20 protein-coding genes and 2 pseudogenes are annotated in these 17,814 nt (G+C 35.0%); 11 read left to right on the forward strand and 11 right to left on the reverse strand.

Annotation, left to right across the window (positions count from 1 at the left end):
• Positions 1–4: 4 nt before the first annotated feature.
• The 5 genes from spoVAE to LIS78_RS09575 form a co-directional block, all read right to left on the reverse strand.
• A complete protein-coding gene (spoVAE, locus tag LIS78_RS09555; RefSeq protein ID WP_098278830.1) occupies positions 5–355 on the reverse strand; it encodes a stage V sporulation protein AE in 351 nt (116 codons plus the stop codon).
• A 5-nt stretch (positions 356–360) separates the two neighbouring features.
• Positions 361–1,371, reverse strand: coding sequence for a stage V sporulation protein AD (spoVAD, locus tag LIS78_RS09560; protein ID WP_098278831.1), 1,011 nt, complete (start codon positions 1,369–1,371; stop codon positions 361–363).
• On the reverse strand, positions 1,371–1,850 hold the full coding sequence (gene spoVAC, locus LIS78_RS09565) for a stage V sporulation protein AC (RefSeq protein ID WP_209151484.1): 480 nt from the start codon (positions 1,848–1,850) through the stop codon (positions 1,371–1,373). Before spoVAC ends, spoVAD begins: the two co-directional genes overlap by 1 nt.
• 16 nt (positions 1,851–1,866) lie before the next feature.
• The gene (locus LIS78_RS09570) at positions 1,867–2,340 is read right to left on the reverse strand and encodes a YhcN/YlaJ family sporulation lipoprotein (protein WP_252285048.1); all 474 of its coding nucleotides are present in this window, start codon (positions 2,338–2,340) and stop codon (positions 1,867–1,869) included.
• A 77-nt stretch (positions 2,341–2,417) separates the two neighbouring features.
• Positions 2,418–2,621, reverse strand: coding sequence for a DUF1657 domain-containing protein (locus LIS78_RS09575; protein ID WP_098278834.1), 204 nt, complete (start codon positions 2,619–2,621; stop codon positions 2,418–2,420).
• A gap of 309 nt (positions 2,622–2,930) precedes the next feature.
• Between LIS78_RS09575 and LIS78_RS09580 the strand changes: the two genes are divergently transcribed.
• Positions 2,931–3,482, forward strand: coding sequence for a YhcN/YlaJ family sporulation lipoprotein (locus LIS78_RS09580; RefSeq protein WP_098278835.1), 552 nt, complete (start codon positions 2,931–2,933; stop codon positions 3,480–3,482).
• Between the two features lie 221 nt (positions 3,483–3,703).
• Here the strand turns inward: LIS78_RS09580 and LIS78_RS31325 are convergent, their stop codons facing one another.
• On the reverse strand, positions 3,704–3,832 hold the full coding sequence (locus LIS78_RS31325) for a hypothetical protein (protein WP_013056633.1): 129 nt from the start codon (positions 3,830–3,832) through the stop codon (positions 3,704–3,706).
• A gap of 201 nt (positions 3,833–4,033) precedes the next feature.
• On the opposite strand from LIS78_RS31325, the gene LIS78_RS09585 reads away from it, so the two are divergent.
• Positions 4,034–4,243, forward strand: coding sequence for a hypothetical protein (locus tag LIS78_RS09585; RefSeq protein WP_049787035.1), 210 nt, complete (start codon positions 4,034–4,036; stop codon positions 4,241–4,243).
• 216 nt (positions 4,244–4,459) lie between these two features.
• Entirely contained in the window at positions 4,460–4,642 is a 183-nt protein-coding gene (locus LIS78_RS09590) for a hypothetical protein (RefSeq protein ID WP_016766705.1), read from the forward strand.
• A 67-nt stretch (positions 4,643–4,709) separates the two neighbouring features.
• Here the strand turns inward: LIS78_RS09590 and LIS78_RS09595 are convergent, their stop codons facing one another.
• Positions 4,710–5,084: an endonuclease domain-containing protein gene (locus LIS78_RS09595; protein ID WP_098322504.1), complete on the reverse strand. Its 375-nt coding sequence runs from the start codon at positions 5,082–5,084 to the stop codon at positions 4,710–4,712.
• 494 nt (positions 5,085–5,578) lie between these two features.
• Positions 5,579–5,722, reverse strand: coding sequence for a hypothetical protein (locus tag LIS78_RS09600; protein WP_209151488.1), 144 nt, complete (start codon positions 5,720–5,722; stop codon positions 5,579–5,581).
• Between the two features lie 68 nt (positions 5,723–5,790).
• Here LIS78_RS09600 and LIS78_RS09605 point away from each other — a divergent pair.
• Positions 5,791–6,591: pseudogene (locus LIS78_RS09605) on the forward strand (ketoacyl-ACP synthase III); the annotation flags it as partial.
• A 774-nt stretch (positions 6,592–7,365) separates the two neighbouring features.
• On the opposite strand, the gene brnQ reads toward LIS78_RS09605, so the two are convergent.
• On the reverse strand, positions 7,366–8,718 hold the full coding sequence (gene brnQ, locus LIS78_RS09610) for a branched-chain amino acid transport system II carrier protein (protein WP_195780437.1): 1,353 nt from the start codon (positions 8,716–8,718) through the stop codon (positions 7,366–7,368).
• A gap of 793 nt (positions 8,719–9,511) precedes the next feature.
• The gene (locus LIS78_RS09615; RefSeq protein WP_252285049.1) at positions 9,512–9,754 is read right to left on the reverse strand and encodes a hypothetical protein; all 243 of its coding nucleotides are present in this window, start codon (positions 9,752–9,754) and stop codon (positions 9,512–9,514) included.
• Between the two features lie 153 nt (positions 9,755–9,907).
• Between LIS78_RS09615 and LIS78_RS09620 the strand changes: the two are divergent.
• The 3 genes and pseudogenes from LIS78_RS09620 (at position 9,908) to LIS78_RS09630 (ending at position 12,123) form a co-directional block, all read left to right on the forward strand.
• Positions 9,908–11,174: pseudogene (locus tag LIS78_RS09620) on the forward strand (Y-family DNA polymerase).
• A gap of 14 nt (positions 11,175–11,188) precedes the next feature.
• Entirely contained in the window at positions 11,189–11,521 is a 333-nt protein-coding gene (locus LIS78_RS09625) for a YolD-like family protein (RefSeq protein ID WP_195780436.1), read from the forward strand.
• A gap of 290 nt (positions 11,522–11,811) precedes the next feature.
• The gene (locus tag LIS78_RS09630) at positions 11,812–12,123 is read left to right on the forward strand and encodes a hypothetical protein (RefSeq protein ID WP_116076081.1); all 312 of its coding nucleotides are present in this window, start codon (positions 11,812–11,814) and stop codon (positions 12,121–12,123) included.
• 624 nt (positions 12,124–12,747) lie between these two features.
• On the opposite strand, the gene LIS78_RS09635 is transcribed toward LIS78_RS09630, so the two are convergent.
• A complete protein-coding gene (locus LIS78_RS09635) occupies positions 12,748–13,728 on the reverse strand; it encodes an aldo/keto reductase (RefSeq protein WP_195780434.1) in 981 nt (326 codons plus the stop codon).
• A 190-nt stretch (positions 13,729–13,918) separates the two neighbouring features.
• On the opposite strand from LIS78_RS09635, the gene LIS78_RS09640 reads away from it, so the two are divergent.
• The 4 genes from LIS78_RS09640 (at position 13,919) to hmpA (ending at position 17,809) form a co-directional block, all read left to right on the forward strand.
• Positions 13,919–14,824 carry an AraC family transcriptional regulator gene (locus LIS78_RS09640; protein WP_252285050.1) on the forward strand — a complete coding sequence of 302 codons (906 nt, stop codon included), beginning with the start codon at positions 13,919–13,921 and terminating at the stop codon, positions 14,822–14,824.
• 333 nt (positions 14,825–15,157) lie between these two features.
• Positions 15,158–15,673, forward strand: a complete 516-nt coding sequence (locus LIS78_RS09645) for an SMI1/KNR4 family protein (protein WP_209151491.1) — start codon at positions 15,158–15,160, stop codon at positions 15,671–15,673.
• A 13-nt stretch (positions 15,674–15,686) separates the two neighbouring features.
• Entirely contained in the window at positions 15,687–16,064 is a 378-nt protein-coding gene (locus LIS78_RS09650; RefSeq protein WP_209151492.1) for an SMI1/KNR4 family protein, read from the forward strand.
• Between the two features lie 524 nt (positions 16,065–16,588).
• Positions 16,589–17,809: an NO-inducible flavohemoprotein gene (hmpA, locus tag LIS78_RS09655; RefSeq protein ID WP_209151493.1), complete on the forward strand. Its 1,221-nt coding sequence runs from the start codon at positions 16,589–16,591 to the stop codon at positions 17,807–17,809.
• Positions 17,810–17,814 lie beyond the last annotated feature (5 nt).

The raw sequence follows: 17,814 nt of genomic DNA on the forward strand, positions 1-17,814 counted from the left end.
CTCCTTATCCTTTTGGTTTAAAAAGTATGGCGCCAATCATTCCAAAAATAATGGCAGCTGAAATTCCGGCACTTGTTACTTCAAACATTCCTGAAATAACACCGACTAACCCATGTTTTTCTGCTTCAGCCATTGCCCCATGCACAAGAGAATTTCCGAAACTTGTAATAGGAATGGTCGCTCCTGCTCCTGCAAAATCGATAAAAGGTTCGTATAAACCAAACCCATCTAGAAGAGCACCAATCACTACAAATGCACTTAAGGTATGTGCTGGTGTAAGTTTAAATACATCAAACATAATTTGCCCAATAACGCAGATCAACCCACCTACAACAAAAGCCCAAAAGAAAATCATGACTATTATTCACCTCCATATTCAATTGATACCGCATGGGCGATACAAGGAATTGTTTCACTTTGTTGAAAGCTTAATGGTGATAATAAAGCACCTGTTGCTACCACTAGTATTCGTTTAAATTCGCCTTTTTTCATTCGATTTAATAAATGACCATATACAACGGTTGCTGAACAACCTGGACCACTAGCCCCTGATAGGACCGGCTGGCTTTCCCGGTAAATCATAAGCCCGCAATCCTGATATTGTTCTTCACGTATTGGAGTCCCATGTTTTTTAAATAAATCTAGTGAGACTGCACGCCCAATTTGACCAAGATCGCCTGTTACAATCAAATCATAATAAGATGGCTTAAGATTTCGCTCAGTGAGGTGTGCTTCAATGGTATCAACAGCCGCCGGAGCCATTGCTCCTCCCATATTAAATGGATCCGTCATTCCCATATCGATCACACGGCCAATCGTGGCGGATGTAACACAAGGTCCATCTCCAGCATCACTTAACAAAGCAACGCCAGCACCTGTCACCGTCCATTGAGCAGTAGGTGGCTTTTGTCCACCGTATTCAGTTGGATAACGAAATTGTTTTTCGACGGCGGTGTTGTGACTGGAAGCACCCGTTAGTAAATAATTTGCTCCTTTTGTGTTAACTAGATAAGCACCAAGAGCTAGTCCTTCCATAGACGTAGAACAAGCGCCAAATAATCCAAGATACGGTGTGCCAAGTGTTCGGCAAGCAAAACTAGTAGGCGTAATTTGATTAATCAGATCTCCTCCAAGGAAAAATTGAATTTGCTCTTTTTGAAGACCTGCTTTTTCGATGGCTTTTTGACTCGCTTCTTCTAACAAAACTTTGTGGGCTTTTTCATAAGAATCCTGTCCTAACCATAAATCGGAATGGAGCAAATCAAAATCTTCAGCAAGCGCTCCATTAGCCTCAAAAGGACCTCCAACCGTCCCAGTAGAGACAATGACAGGTTTTTGATCAAAGACCCATGTGCGGTGTCCTGTAAGCATTATAAATCACCCCACTGTATGAGAATCGTCTTAATGGTCGCAATGACAAACGCTGAAAAGGTACCAAATAAAATGACGGAGCCAGCTAACTTAAACATATTACCACCTACACCTAAGACAAACCCTTCCGTTCGATGTTCAATACATGCTGATATGACCGCATTTCCGAAGCCGGTAACAGGAACTGCAGAACCAGCTCCTCCAAATTGAGCAATTCGATCATAAACGCCGAAACCTGTCAGAAGCATAGAGATAAAAATCATGGTTCCTACTGTTGGGTTTCCGGCTGTTTGATCTGTAAAATCAAAATAATAAATATAAAACAGTTGAATGGCTTGGCCAATAAGGCAAATGATGCCACCTGTAAAAAAAGCTTTGATACAATTTTTAACTACTGGTCTCTTGGTTTCTTTCTGTTTTTCAAGGTCCTGATATTCCTGTTGTACAGGTGTTAATTGTTTCTTTTGATTATTTGACATATGTACACCTCTTTCATCACGCTTTTTCTCTCATAAGGTTTTGAATGTTGTTGAATTCTTTTTGTAATGTTTTTTTCTTTGTTTTATCTTTTTGCAGTTTTTCTTCTAATCGTTCCAACTCCCAATAGATTTTTTGATCCGTTGAAACCAAGACTTTATAATCGGGATATGCTTTTTCTACGTCCATTTTCACATTCTTTTTAATTTTTTTTAATTGAAAGCGATGAAATTGATCCACTTTTATCGCCATTAACAGTTCCTTATCTGTATTTACTGCTTTCACAGCCGAAACTTCTTCTTCTTTTATGATTTTTTCTTTTGCTTGATTGGCAACTGTTTGATCAATTGAGTTGTTTGTATGTACCTTTACAATAGTTGTGTCATTACTGTCATTAGCCGACTGATTCTGTTGCCCAATACACCCAGAGATATATATAATAATCGTTACCAAAAAAAGACAACTATTTAATCTTCTTATCTTTTCTTTCATACAATCACCTGTCCGTTTCTACTCAAGAATTGAATTCGAAAAAAGGCTGGTTAATGGACCAGCCTTTTTTCATGTTCTTATTGTTTGTATTGAGGCTCTTCTTGTTCAATTTGTTGAACACGTGGAGAGAGACTGTCAACAATCGCTTGCGTTTGTTGAGCAGCATCTTGATACAGTTGTTTTGCTTGTTCATTATCAGTTGCTAAAGCAAAACCTTCAAAACTTGCTTGTGCGCTCTTTAATCCAGCTAGTGTCTGTTTAACTTGATTGATTACTGTCATGATGAATTTCTCCTTTTTATGAATATAATTTTAGAATGGAGAAACAACTGGATTTTATGTCTGTTAAATTAATACATTATACCTAGACGAGTCCTATTCGAATTGGGAAAAGTGATTCATCTTTCTTTGTACGATGGCATTTGAACATTCATATAATTACTCATTTATTTTTTAAAACAATAATAGAACTTTTTGAACTACCTCATCGTGATAGTTAGACAATATATAAGAAAAGCTCGTATACTCTCTTTTCTTTAAACGGATAATAACGACAGAAATGTTATCTAAAAATGAAGGGAGTAAGAAACGATGAAAACAAAAAAATATTTAGTGGGACTCTTATCAACCATTTTATCCGTAGGGTTCCTTTTTGGTTGTAATGATAAAAAGGATGAAGCCGAACCCGATCCAACTGAAGAGCCTTCTGAACAAAGGGCACAAAACGCTCGTAACAACAATGACTTACGAGATGTTGGCTATCAACCCGACGGAAATCGAAATGATAATGTAGATAATAATAACCAAACGCGATTAGAAGTAGCTGATGAGGCTGCAGATCGAATTGCTAAACTAGACGAAGTAGACAATGCAAATGTGATTGTTACAAACCGAAATGCTTACGTGGCTGTTGTTTTAAAGAATGGGGCAAAAGGAGAAGTAACAGATCGTATAGAAAAGAAGATTGCTGATCAAGTAAGAGCTACAGATCCAGATATTCGGGACGTATTTGTATCATCCAATCCTGATTTTGTAAATCGTATGGAAGATTACGGAAATAGAATTAATGAAGGCGCTCCAGTAAGAGGGTTATTTGAAGAGTTTACTGAAACCGTTCGAAGAGTATTTCCTAACACTCGTTAAATTAGAGTGATTGAGTGCAACAAATTCATTTACTATGTGCTAAAAAAGAGAAACCCTTGTTCATTCAATGGGTTTCCTTTTTTAGTTACTAGGAATAGTAGGGTTTATCAAATTATATTTTTTTCCTTTTGTAGAGAAGTAAAAAGCGTACTAAAGTTTGTTTTTATAGATTTAGCTGTAAGATTTGAATAGCCACATACTCATTAAGAGGAAAAGTCAAGTTATCGAGACGAACCTCCTGATCCCGTATCTTTATTAAAAAGTTGGGAAAACCCTTTGAAACCGAAGATTCCAGTTGATAACACACCAAGAATCATTCCACCAGATACAGCTATCCATTTGTTAATCAAAATAATCACCTCTAATATAACTGTTTTCTTGTGATAATCGTACATCTCTTAAAATAAGCATTATTTTCAAAATCATAACAGGTAATAATTAGAGGATGAAAACAGTGTCATTTTTCCAGTATGGATAAGTCAAGTTGTCAAAGAATAAAGACGTTGGAAAACCATTTTCTTTCAAATAAATATTAAAGGGGTATTCACATAATGAACAACTTACGTTGGTTAACGTCCTTATTTAATGTTGGACGCAACAATAGAGGGATATTTGGAAAGAGACGTAATAACAGAGGCATGCTGTTTTCATTATTGGGTTTAGGAGTTGGAGCTGTTACGACTTATGGAATGACAAGAGGGCGTGGCAATAAAATGGCACCGGCAACTGTACAAACAATGATGAATAGATTCAATAAATAAAAAAGGCTTTATGAAGAAAGTTGAAACGATAAATATAAAGATATACAAATTAAACCTACCTATATCACTTTGTATTATTACTTATCTAAACGAGAAGAACGGATACTCTTTACAAGCTGTATAAATAAGGAGATTTTAGTGAGTACTGCCTCTCATAAAATGCTTTTTTCACCCTATACTAAATAAGCACTAACTTTTAAAAGGAGTGTTAGGAAAATGGCAAAACGTACAAAAAAGAACGATGCTGATCAAAAAAATAAAAAAGGTTTTGATTCAGCAGTGATTAATTCTGAGTTCAGCCATGAATTCGGAAGTGCTGCAGCAAACAAAATTCATAAAGATAAAGCCAAGAAAGAAAAAGCATCTAAAAATGCTGGAAAATATAAAGGCGGTCTATAAAATAAAATTCTAAAAAAGAGAAGGCTCAGCCTTCTCTTTTTTAATTCAATCTTGTTTTCACTCTTTTTTAAACTCCAGGCATACGATTTACAATACTGTTGCCACTGATCCGCATTACTTTATATCCTTGTTTCCTCAAATAAGCATTTTTCTTTCGGTCATGAGCCTTTTGCGATGGAAAAGAATGAGACTCTTTTCCATCGCATTCAATCGCAAGCTTACCTATTACAAGGTCAATTCGATAAGGGCCACATTTTACTTGTGCTTGGACACAATAGCCATTTAGCACCAACGCATTATATAAACGTCTTTCAATTGGTGACGCTAATTTGCTGTATTCAGTCGGTAGGACATCTTTCGATCTGTCGTCTATTTCATGAAAAATAAAGGCCAATAGTCCAACCCCTAGCATATAAAAAAAGAGAACATGTTCCGTTATCATTTACTTATCACCTACTGCAGTAGGATACCCAGCGCGTGAAACCTTGGCGATGCATACGAGCCAAGTAATTATTGGTATGAAACTATTTTGTATATATGAGCATACTAACACGGTGAAAGGGAGGTTTAAAACAATGACAAAGCAAACAAAAAAAGGTGGAAGTAGTACGAAGCAAAATAAAAAAAGCCATCCAAAACACAAAACGAGCAACAGCCAAAATGGACAAAATGGTTATCATTAAGCATATATGATAAACAAAAACAGCCTAACATATTAAGGACTCTTTCGCTTGCTTGGTTTCGAAAGAAGTGATTATGTGAACTAGATCTGTATACGGTATACAGATCTAGTTCACATATAAGTTTGTTTACACTTATATAAATTGTTCATTCAATATTTTTGAAATATGGGGTCTTACATCTCCTCTAAAAATTCCCCTGTGGTAGCAAATTACTGCTTCAATGTCGTAATTTGCTACCACAGGGGAATTTTTTTTAAGATTCTGTAGCTGTTTTTATATCGAAAGTAGTCTGTTTAACAGGCCCGAGAAGCTGCTGCCACTGCTTCTCCTTACATTGTACTTTAGTCGTTGGTACAACTTTCGATTTCTCGTCCATTTCATAAAAAATATAGGCCACTAGGCCAATCCCCGACATATAAAAAGAGCACATATTCTATGACCATCTAATCATCCCCTACTGCGGTAAACTTAGTGGCGCAATATCAGAAAGAATTAAATGATGTAGATTGTATTGTTGTTTCAACAACAACACCTGACTATGCATTCCCAAGTGTAGCCAGTCAGGTACAAGATTACTTCGATATTCCTCAGACAGGTGCTTTAGATTTTAATGCTACTTGTGCTGGCTTTACATATGGACTACATATGGCAAATGGGTTTATTACATCTGGACTTCATCAGAAAGTTTTAGTTGTTACAGCAGAAACCTTGTCCAAGGTTACGGATTATACAGATCGTACTACTTGTGTCTTATTTGGTGATGGAGCTGCGGCTGTTTTAGTGGAAAAAGACACAGAGAACCCAAGTTTTATAGCTACTCATATTGGGACGAATGGAAAAGGAGGTAAACATGTATACCGTACAAATTTATCTACTACTATGCATGGGCAACCTTTAAGTTCTAGTGGCAAGATGGTTCAAAACGGAAGGGAAGTGTATAAGTGGGCTTCTCGAACAATCCCTTTAGGCATATCGGCGTTGCTTGAACAAGCGAATCTTCAAAAGGATGACGTAAATTGGTTTGTTCCACACAGTGCCAATTTACGAATGATTGAATCCATATGTGAAAGATCAGACTTTTCGTTAGATAAAACGTTAACTAGTGTCGAGTATATGGGAAATACCTCATCTGTTTCGATTCCATTAGCATTACAAATAGGGATAAATGATGGAAAGTTAATCAATGGAGATATTCTTTTACTTTACGGATTCGGAGGAGGCCTTACTCATGCAGGGCATATTATTAAATGGGATTTAGCAAAGTAGTAAGAATTTATAAAAAGCTGCCTCTTCTTACGCTCCGGGGCAGCTTTTTATTTTGCTAACGATAATAGTTACTTTAACATCTTGTAATAGATTTAAACATAGCGTCCGTAAACGTATACCTTTACGGACTTTTCTGTTATATAGAAAATCTATCATTTCCATCGTTCGTTTAAGTTGAAAAACGAATTACGAACGTCTTTTGAAAACTATAAACTTTTATGAACATTTTTTTAGAATGATATAGATATAAGTTTAAAATAAGTATAAAAGTGGTAAGAGAACTTGTCTAAATATATAATAAGAGGTTTTAAATAAATGACTGAATTATTCTTAGATCAATTTATAACTAATTTCAAAAAGGTAAGATCCTTAAGAGATTTGATTGATCTTTACAAAAAGGGGGATATAGAAGCTTTTTTATGTCTAAGAGCAGAAATCTAATAATATCTTAACAAAACATATATAATAAAAGAAACGCGTAAAAAGAGTCTTTTACTTCGTATAAGTAAAAGACTCTTTTTACATTTGCTTTATTATTTAAGAGAATTTTTAAGTAATTCATCTTCTTCGATTAAATTTTCTTTAATCTTATCCAAATACTAATGCATCCATACAACTATAATCTTGTGACGTTTTCTCCATAATTATACTCCCTTATTTAGAAGTTAATTAAAAATTCATTTTGTACTAAGTGCCAAATAGCAATAAAATTAGGCTTCAAAGTGTTCATCTAAATACTTTAATTTAACCAGAGGATTGAAGTAGAATTATTATTTATTTATTTAACCTTGTTGATTTAGAAATGAATTGCTCTTTATTTTTAAACAAGTTAACTCCATAACCCAAAAGACCTCCAATAATCGCAGGGAATATCCAACCTAATCCAATATGATAAAGAGGGAGATAGGAAGTAAATAATTGATTAATACCAGAGATGTGTAAGCCAAAATCATTTAATCCATCTACTAGGCTTATAACAAATGTTAAGAATAGGCTACCCTGGTATACCTCAGCACGTCCTTTAAATAAAGAATGAAAGAAAGTCAAAAAGATTAGAACAATTGCTAATGGATAGAGAACTGTTAAAACAGGTACTGAAAAAGAAATTAATTGATTTAATCCAACATTTGCGATTATTGCGCTAAATACAGATAAGCTGATCGCAATTTTCTTATAAGAGATAGATGGTAATAATTTATGGAAATAAGAAGAGCATGAAGTGATAAGACCCACACTGGTTGTCAGACAAGCTACTGTAATCATTAAGCCTAGTAGTACTCCTCCATATTCTCCAAAATAATAATCAGATACTTTTGCTAACACCGCACCTCCGTTATCTAAATGTCCAAGCTTTTCTACACTTGAAGCGCCCATATATGAAAGAGCAGAATAGATAGTTGCGAGAATAACAGCGGCAATTCCCGTCGCTTTTAGGCAAACAGTTATAATTTGCTTCTTTGTTTTAGCGCCTTTCTCTTTAATTGCATTGATAATAATGATTCCGAAAACAAAAGATGCAAGAGTATCCATTGTTAGGTATCCTTCTTGGAACCCATTAAAAAAAGAGTTTGTTATATATTTTTCTGTAGGTGCTTGAAATTTTCCAATAGGATGAATAAAAGCTACTAGAACTAGAATTCCAATGAATGTTAATTTAATGGGTGTTAAGAATTTTCCGACAATATCGACAATTTTCGCGGGATTGAGAGAAAAAAAGCATGTAATACTGAAAAATATAATGGTAAATACGAGTAAAGCGATAGAACTAGAGCTTTCAGAAATGAAAGGTTTGAGTCCAATTTCAAAAGAGACGTTACCTGTTCGTGGAATAGCAAATAAAGGCCCAATAGCTAGATAAAGAACAGTTGTAAATACTAAACCAAAGATAGGATGTACGCGACTTGCTAATGATTGTAAATCTTCCTTTCCAGAGAATCCAAAAGCTAGTACACCGAGTAAAGGCAAGCCTACACCAGTAACTAAAAAACCCGCATTTGCTGACCAGATATTTACTCCGGCTGACTGACCAAGCATAGCAGGGAATATTAAATTTCCAGCTCCGAAAAATAATGCAAATAACATTAAACCAATGATTACTATAAAGGAAAACGGTACTTTGTTTGACACGGTGAAACCCCCATTAATAATATTCTGCATAAAAAATTAAATTTTCAGATAACTTACATTGCAAATAACTTATCTTTTTTGTATTATAAACAGTCAAATTACATATTTCAATATAAAAAATAAACTTTTTTGAAAAAATTTAAAAAATTATTAATTTTCCGTTCGTTATCTATTATTAAAATAAAAATAATATTATAAACCAAGCTTTTTATTCAAAACGCGTACATTAAGTATTGCAAAAGCAAAAATTTTAAATAAAATCACAAATCGTGTTCAAAAAGCGTACGTTATCCTGTTAATTGATTTAATTGGATAATATGTAAGTATGTCAAGAAAGTTTGTAAATATAGTACTACGAAACTTATAAAGCTTTTTAATATGAGCTAAACATCTAAAGGGAAAAAGTAATTGATTTATTACTTCAAGAAATGGAGCATTCTAAGCCTTATAAAGAACGCTTACTTCTATCTCCTGAGCTAGTTATTAGACAATCAACAGCTTATCTTTAATCAAAGTACTTTTCTAATGTAAAATTACTGTCTAGAATCACAAATGTTTCTGTTTTCTTTGAATCATTATCTTATGGTACTCCACTCAAGCATTTAGAGGATAAGTAATAATGACCATTTTTTCTTTTTTCAAATACGTCATAAATTTTATATATACTGAAAAGACCTTATTAACAAATTAATTAAGGTCTTTTTATCTTTATTGCTTATTGCGATTAAATTTAATGATGTATATTACCTTAAAAGCACTCTTTTATTAAGAAGCACTTTATTTAACCTTATCTTTATCTTTTTCTTTTGAAGCCAAAACTCACCATATAAGCTATTACCAAGGAGATAACAGCAGCAATACTGATTTTTATGTAAGAAACCTCTAAAGTCCAAGGACCATATTTCTTTATATTTAAACGATACATAGACCACCACTGTCCATTTTCACCTTTAAAAAATGAGAAGATAATCCATAAAAGAACTAAGAACAAAAACCATGATAAAAAAATAATATAATTAGGCATTTTTCTATTCATAGGTCACCCCTCCATTCTTCCGATTTATATGCAATGTTCTTTTCTCTTATTATAGTAACAATAATCGGGAAAAATTTAGAGTTTTTATTGAATAAAGAACATTTGTTCTTATATAATAGAGAACAAATGTTCTTTATTTGAGGAGTTATTCCAATGGGTTATGAATATCTACCAAACAGAGTCATTATTTGTATTGATATGAAAGCATTCTTTGCTTCTGTTTCATGCGTGATACGTAGGCTAGATCCATTAAAAACAAAGTTGGCAGTTGTAGGAGATACAAAGCGGTCGGGATCAGTTGTGTTAGCTGCCACACCCTTATTAAAGAAAGAAGGGATCAAAACAGTCAGCCGTCTTTTCGACATTCCTAGAAGGAAAGATATCTATGTTGTAAATCCATCCATGGAGAGGGATATCAAGGCTTCGAACTATATTTCTAGTTTAGTGTTACAGTATGTTGCTCCTGAAGATTTCCATGCGTATAGCATTGATGAGTTGTTTATTGATGCGACAGCTTCTTTACATTTATTCGCTCGCACACCAGAAGAATTAGCCCGTAAAATCATCAACGAGATTTATCGTAAGACACGGCTTACAGCCACTGCAGGAATCGGTCCAAATCTCTTACTGGCTAAGGTGAGCTTAGATCATGAGGCCAAGAATAGCCCAACAGGGGTAGCTTATTGGCGATACGAAGATATTCCTTTTAAATTATGGTCGATTCACCCAATGAAGGATTTCTGGGGCATCTCGTCTGCTACAGAAAGGCGCTTAAATCGTTTGGGCATTCACTCCATAAAAGAACTCGCTTTTTCTTCTGTAGAGATGTTACGTAAAGAATTTGGTGTCTTGGGGGAGGAAATCCACCAACATGCAAATGGAATTGATTTTAGTCGCATTTCTGATGTGTATATTCCGAGTTCTCGATCATTCGGGAAGAGTCAAATTCTGTTTCGAGACTATACAAATCGAAAAGAAGTGGAATTGTTGCTACTAGAGCTGTTAGACGATGTGTGCTTTCGTTTACGTATGCATCAAGTCGTGGCACAAACTATACATTTATCCATTGGATATAGCAAACAAACAGGTGGGAGCTTCTCAAGGCAAAAAAAAAATGGGACGAGCTTCGAATTTAAGTCAAGATATTTTTCCTTATTGTTTAACGATTTTACATACGTTTGATAGCGGAATGCCAATTCGTTCTATTGGGATTTCATTATCGAACACCCGTATTCAAGAAGAGGAGCAAATGAGTTTATTTGAAGATATTGACCAGCGCGAAAGAGCCTATGCACTTGCTAAAACGATTGATGAAATACGGATGCGTTATGGGAAGAATAGTGTTCTGCGAGCTTCAAGCCATCTCGAGCATTCAACAGCTCGTTATCGAAACGGCCTTTTAGGAGGTCATAAAGCATAAAGGAGGAAGATGATATGCAAAACAGAGAAATGAAAAAATGGCGACCATTCGCCACTATGCCAGAGCAATACAGAGGATTACAAGAAGTTATAAAAAAGCAATCAGAAATACCTCAACCTTTTTTAACAGAAGATCAAATGGAACAAATTAATTTCATCTTGATTGAAGCCTTACATACAAATAAACAAGTCTACCTTACATATTATAAGAGAGGTCAATGCATAACAGAGACAGGATTCATTCAGTTTGTTGACTCCCTAGGGGAACTAATTGTCTTCATTGATGATGTATTTATGTTAAAGAATAAAATGAGGTTAAACGTACTTATTGATGTTCGATTCGTATAGGTTAGATGCATGAAGGCAGTAAATATAAACGATTATCAAAAGCTAGCTTTTTCTTTGAGCGTACCCAACTATGCTGTTACTTTATTGAGAAGAAATCAAATTTATAAGCGTTCTTTTTTAACAAACAGAAGATTTATGTATTAGATCTTTTGTGAAAAATTAGGTCTAAACTTTTACTAATCATTAATTTATAATAAAAGGGAAAAACCATGTGTTTTTCCTTAATTAGATCATATCGGAAATATAATGCGTGCATAATCTAAAATTAGTTTTTTAGGGGAGAAACAACAATGAATTCTACATACAACCATTTAGAGAATACAAAAAAAGAAGAAGGACAAAAAGAGTTACTTGAAAGAAACCTTGAAGCTCATAGAAATAGAAGATGGGTAATCAACTCCATTTACGCTATGTCCCTACTTATAGTCATACTGTGTTTCTATTTTGATGTACCACAAGCTGTAATTATTACTATAATCTTATTTTGCATATGCACAACTAGTGAAATACTATATAGAGCGTTAGATAAAAAGATAGAACTACGCTTAAAACGGATTAAACAGGAGAAAAGAAAGATTATATTTAAAGGGAATAAACCCTAACAGCTTTTCTATAAATTCCTTTCTACTATACAAGTTTCAGATGATTTTTTATATGGGAATGAAGAAGAAAGAGGTAGCCTTGGTGTAGAATAAAGTGAAGAAGCAACCCTTTCATTATTTAAGGTTTCAGCAGAGAAACTAATGCGAGTATCATTCATGGTTTTTGAGACTGCTTGGGCCCTGCCATTCCTTGTAATATTGATTACACACACATATTAGAATAAAAAGAAGTTACCGAGGGGTGACTTCTTTTTTATTTATGGTTATTCACGCCATTCTTATCTCTCATTATGAAGGATCTGCTTTAATCGTTAGGGAATATTATAACTTCTCGTCCAATTTATAAAGAGATATGTGGGGACAATGATAAGCATATAAAAGACAGGTACAACTTGCATCACTACCTACTCTTTATTTACTTAAATAGCTACATAGTATCTAAAGAATTACGACTTCGTTACCTACTCATTCGGCCTTTATGGTGGCTAGAGTTCTATATCATATACAGAACTAATTTAAATAAAGATATTATCAAATTAAAATAAAAAGCCACCTCTAATTACTATAGAGAGGTAGCCCATAATGAAAGTTTAATAGAGATAGAAACACGTTAATCTATCATAATTAATTGTGACCAACTGTTGAGTGTGGTACATATGGCTCTTCAAGAAACGCAATTTCCTCAGCTGTTAGCTTAACCGATAAGGCACCTACAGCATCTTCAAGATGTGATATTTTCGTAGCACCAATTATAGGAGCTGCTACTAATTCTTTCTGTAGTAACCAGGCAAGTGCGATGTGTGTACGAGGTATACCATGTTTTTCTGCCATGCATGCTACTCGCTCTACAACCAATCGATCTGCGTCCACAGTCGCATCGTATTTAGATTTTTGAATTTGATCTGTCTCGGAACGATGTGTTGTTACTGACCAGTCACGTGTTAATCTCCCGGATGCAAGAGGGCTATATGGAGTGACACCAATTTTCTCTTCCTTACAAAGAGGCAACATTTCTCGTTCTTCTTCACGGTATATTAGATTTAAATGGTTCTGCATGGACACAAACTTAGTCCAACCATTTTTTTCAGCCATATGTAATGCCTTTTGGAACTGCCAAGCATACATGGCAGAAGCACCAATATATCTTGCTTTGCCAGCCTTCACCACGTCATGTAATGCTTCCATCGTTTCTTCAATAGGGGTAGTGTAATCCCAGCGATGGATGATATAAAGGTCTACATAATCAGTTTCCAACCTCTTAAGACTTTTATCAATTTCACCCATAATTGCTTTTCGGGAAAGACCAGAGCCGTTTGGACCTTTATGCATTTGTCCGTGTACTTTAGTTGCTATGACAACTTCATCACGATTAGCATAATCTTTAAGAGCTCGTCCAAGATATTCCTCACTTGTACCCAGTGAGTATACATTTGCTGTATCAAAAAAATTAATCCCTAAGTCCAGGGCTTTTTTTATAACAAGGCGAGAGTCCTCTTCATTAAGCACCCATTGGTGAAGCCATTTGGTGGCGTCCCCAAAACCCATACATCCAAGACAAAGTCGAGATACATCTAAGCCTGTATTACCAAGTTTTACATACTCCATTCGATTGCTCCCTCTCTCTTGATTATTTGCCACTTTTACCGTGACTTATTTATTATTAATTATGTCATAAATAGTAAAGAAACTCTTAGCACATTACTATCAAGTTTTTGCCTAATCCTCTTAAACCCTCTTACTCATTTAATGAATATCCGGTATAATGAACCGAAAATAAAGAAAAGGAGAATAAGTTATGTCTAGCAAACCCTATAAACAGCAACATGAACTTTCTAAACTCATTGAACGCCTTTGCAAGCAGGACGGTGTTCATCCTACCACTATTCCTTCTTTATTTCTCATCCGCGAATCCATTATTACTGAACCCATCTCTAGAGTTAACGAGCCATCTTTTTGCATTATCCTCCAAGGAGAGAAGGAGGTATTATTGGGAGAAGAACGCTTTTTATACGGTTCTGGTCATTATATTGTGGCATCTGTTGACTTGCCAGTTACAGGTCAAGTCATCAAAGCCTCAGCCGAGTCTCCATATTTAGCCTTGAAACTTGAATTTACCTCCAGTCAGATTTTAGAGGTTTTAAATGGCACAGATATTAAAACGGGGCAAGGAAAGAACGTAAAACGAGCTATGTATGTTAGCAAAATAGAACCATCTTTGTTGGACGCAGTAGTAAGGTTAGCATCTTTGCTAGACGCTCCAAAACATATCCCTGTTCTCGCCCCTTTATTAAAAAAAGAAATTCTCTATTGGACTCTACAAGGTCCACATGGCGAAGCACTTGAACAAATGGTATTAGAAGGTAGCAATGCCTCTAGAATAAGAGAGGTTATAGACCATATTATTAATAACTATGAAGAGCCTTTTCGTATTGAAGAGCTTGCTAAAATAGCGAATATGAGTGTTTCATCGCTACACCGGCATTTTAAAGAGGTAACGGCAATGAGCCCCATTCAGTTTCAAAAACAACTGAGATTGCAGGAGGCAAGGCGCTTGTTATTAACAGAATCAACAGATGTAGCCCAGGCCGCATTCAGGGTGGGATACGAAAGTCAATCGCAATTTAGTCGAGAATATTCCCGAATGTTTGGCTTTCCACCTAGAGTAGATATAAGCCGAATAAGAGAAAACTACGTTTATTAAATGGAAAAACACTGCAGGTTGTGAAAGGTTGTACTTAAAGTAAAGGATGCTTTAGTGCGATAAGAAATAGTAATTTTAAGATCTTCAAAAATCCGGCGTTTTAATGGAATAAAGAACACAAAATGATTATTGATGCAGTCGTAAATGCAGTGGTAAAAACCATTAAAACAACAGATTTTTTAAATGAGATTAAGTGAACTAATTGATGTTCATTTCACGTAATAAAAAAGTTTATTTACATATGATTTCCATACATAATTAGTATAAGCTTAAAAAGTATCCAATCATTTTTCATAGATTCATTTAAAGATGTTATATAAGGAGGAGTCTAGTATGAAGCAGGTTTGGAATGAGCTTGACCAGTGGTTGAAGATAAATCGACCAGAAGCAGTAGGAACACTTAATGAAGCAGCTGCTGAATCAGAAATTGCAGAGGTTGAACAAAAGATGGGACTAACCTTCCCCAAAAACCTTAAGAACTGGTTAATGATACATAATGGACAGCGTGATGAATATATAGCAGCTATCGAAAATTATACTCTATTACCTTTAGAGGAGATTCTGTATACGTGGCAAACATTAAAAGAGCTTTTAGAAGGAGGAGAATTTGAAGATTTTCCAGAAATTGAACCTATTGGGCCTGTAAAAAAAGAATTTTGGTGGAACCCACGTTGGATTCCGATTGCCACGAATGGGAGAGGAGATGATATTTGTATAGACTTGGATCCTGATGAAGGAGGAAAAGTCGGCCAAATTATCACCTTTTGGCACGATTGGGAACAGCGTGAAGTAATAGCAGACAGCTTAGAAGAATGGGTAATAGCCACGATAAACTATACAGATAATTAAAGGGGAGAAGCAAATGATAAAGCCGGATATAGAGAAGATCTATAAAATTCTTAAAGCACTTCCAGGTACGTCGGTGAAAGTAGAATTTGAAGATGAAGTGGGAGAAATTCTTTCTACTCCTTATTATATCTACCTTAAAAGCGAGTTTCTAGATGGACAATTAGGCTACAGAGAAGATTTAGAAGCAAATCCCCTTATAGGAAATCAAGAAGGAGATTGGCAAGAAAACTGGTTTGTCATAGGATATGATGAAGAAATAGGCGGTGACCCGCTCTTTATTGATATAGCGAATGAAGATTATCCAGTTTTTACAGCTGAACATGGCATGGGTGAATGGGACCCTTTAGAAATGTATGATTCTCTGGAACAGTTTGTAGAAGATGTTACTTAATTATTGCTTCGTTAAAAGATTTTGATAAGGGTACTGCCAGAAGAGGACAGATAGTAGTTTAGTATCTGTCCTCTTTTTTAGTCCCTATTAAACTTAGAAAGAATGTAGAGGAAGGGAAAGAATAATAGTAGAAATCGATTTCTGTATCACCGATATACGAAGACGCAAAGGCATTCCTATCCTTTGCGTTCTTTTATCGTTGAAAACTGCTAACAATTGAATAGTATATGGCTGCAATAATCAAAAGCATGCCAATGATGTATAAGGTATATCTTAAAGTTTTGGTCATAGAGATATTCACCTTTCTGATTTAATTCTAATTCAATAAATTTTTATTAGTTTGTTTAATCAAAGAAAATATAATGCACAAAAAGTATAGATTTTTCTTTTGTTTCTTAAAGAACCTCGTCCTTATGGTAACTAGAGTTAGTATTCTCATTCCTGTATAGGATAATCCAAATTTAGCCATATTAAATGTAGGACTAAATAATACATATGAAAAATTCTTAAAAGGTGGATGTTATATGCTTGATTCTAAAACGATTGAAATTGTCCAATCAACAGTGCCAATTTTGAAGGAACATAGTAAACAAATAGGAAAGAGATTTTATGAATTGTTATTTGAAAAAGCACCAGATTTGTATAATATGTTCAATCAAACGAATCAAAAAAGAGGAATTCAGCAGGAAGCATTAGGCTATGCCGTGTATGCTGCTGGGGAACATATTACAAACTTAGAAGCCATTAAACCTGTAATTGAAAGGATTTCACAAAAACATCGTGCGATAGGGGTAAAGGCAGAACAATATCCAGTCGTTGGTGAAACCTTACTTCAAGCAGTAAAGGATGTTTTGGGAGATACAGCTTCAGATGAGATTATTGAAGCATGGGGAAAAGCGTACGGATATATTGCAAATGCTTTTATTGAGCTAGAAGAAGCTCTCTACGAAGAGACAGAGAGTCAACCTGGAGGCTGGGAAGGATATCGAAGCTTTTATATAGATAAGAAGGTAGAGGAAAGTGATAATGTAACATCTTTTTATTTAAAAGCTAAAAATGAGAAAGAAATCGCCTCTTATAAAGCAGGACAATACCTTACATTAGCAGCAAATGTTCCGGGAGAAAAGTACACGCATATTCGTCACTATAGTCTTTCTGAAGCCCCTGGAAAGGATTATTATCGAATCAGTGTAAAACGAGAAGATGCACATGACGGTGCGCCAGCAGGAATCGTGTCAAACTATTTACATAAACAAGTTCAAACAGGAGATACTCTTAAGTTCTCAGCTCCTGCTGGAGATTTTGTACTTGATCACAGTGAACTTCCTATTGTGCTAATTAGTGGAGGTATAGGTATTACACCTTTGCTTAGTATGCTGAATACCATTGTAGAAAAACAACCTACACGTAAGGTTACCTTTCTTCATGCAAGTATTAATGGGAAAACGCATGCTTTTAAAGAACATGTGGCTCGACTAAATAGAAATAACGAAAATGTTACCTCCTTCATCTGTTATAGCTCGCCTAATGAAGGGGATCGACTTGGTACTGATTTTGATAAAGAGGGTTATATTGATTTAGAATTGTTACAATTCGTTGTTCCTTCAAAAGAAGCTGTCTTTTATTTCTGTGGATCGATTCCGTTTATGGAAGCTATTTTTAAAGCATTACGTAGATGGGATATACCAAACGAACGTATTCATTACGAGGTATTTAGCCCTGTAGCCATTTTAGGAGAAAAATAAAGAAG

This window comes from Priestia megaterium, assembly GCF_023824195.1.
Classification (GTDB): domain Bacteria; phylum Bacillota; class Bacilli; order Bacillales; family Bacillaceae_H; genus Priestia; species Priestia megaterium_D.

Coding starts and splice junctions, on each gene's coding strand:
- LIS78_RS09570 (WP_252285048.1), bottom strand. CDS start 2,340: ATGAAAGAAAAGATAAGAAGATTAAATAGTTGTCTTTTTTTGGTAACG.
- hmpA (WP_209151493.1), top strand. CDS start 16,589: ATGCTTGATTCTAAAACGATTGAAATTGTCCAATCAACAGTGCCAATT.
- LIS78_RS09615 (WP_252285049.1), bottom strand. CDS start 9,754: ATGAATAGAAAAATGCCTAATTATATTATTTTTTTATCATGGTTTTTG.
- LIS78_RS09640 (WP_252285050.1), top strand. CDS start 13,919: ATGTCTAGCAAACCCTATAAACAGCAACATGAACTTTCTAAACTCATT.
- LIS78_RS09580 (WP_098278835.1), top strand. CDS start 2,931: ATGAAAACAAAAAAATATTTAGTGGGACTCTTATCAACCATTTTATCC.
- LIS78_RS09630 (WP_116076081.1), top strand. CDS start 11,812: ATGAATTCTACATACAACCATTTAGAGAATACAAAAAAAGAAGAAGGA.
- spoVAC (WP_209151484.1), bottom strand. CDS start 1,850: ATGTCAAATAATCAAAAGAAACAATTAACACCTGTACAACAGGAATAT.
- spoVAD (WP_098278831.1), bottom strand. CDS start 1,371: ATGCTTACAGGACACCGCACATGGGTCTTTGATCAAAAACCTGTCATT.
- LIS78_RS09595 (WP_098322504.1), bottom strand. CDS start 5,084: ATGATAACGGAACATGTTCTCTTTTTTTATATGCTAGGGGTTGGACTA.
- LIS78_RS09635 (WP_195780434.1), bottom strand. CDS start 13,728: ATGGAGTATGTAAAACTTGGTAATACAGGCTTAGATGTATCTCGACTT.
- spoVAE (WP_098278830.1), bottom strand. CDS start 355: ATGATTTTCTTTTGGGCTTTTGTTGTAGGTGGGTTGATCTGCGTTATT.
- LIS78_RS09575 (WP_098278834.1), bottom strand. CDS start 2,621: ATGACAGTAATCAATCAAGTTAAACAGACACTAGCTGGATTAAAGAGC.
- LIS78_RS09650 (WP_209151492.1), top strand. CDS start 15,687: ATGATAAAGCCGGATATAGAGAAGATCTATAAAATTCTTAAAGCACTT.
- LIS78_RS09625 (WP_195780436.1), top strand. CDS start 11,189: ATGCAAAACAGAGAAATGAAAAAATGGCGACCATTCGCCACTATGCCA.
- LIS78_RS09590 (WP_016766705.1), top strand. CDS start 4,460: ATGGCAAAACGTACAAAAAAGAACGATGCTGATCAAAAAAATAAAAAA.
- LIS78_RS09645 (WP_209151491.1), top strand. CDS start 15,158: ATGAAGCAGGTTTGGAATGAGCTTGACCAGTGGTTGAAGATAAATCGA.
- LIS78_RS09585 (WP_049787035.1), top strand. CDS start 4,034: ATGAACAACTTACGTTGGTTAACGTCCTTATTTAATGTTGGACGCAAC.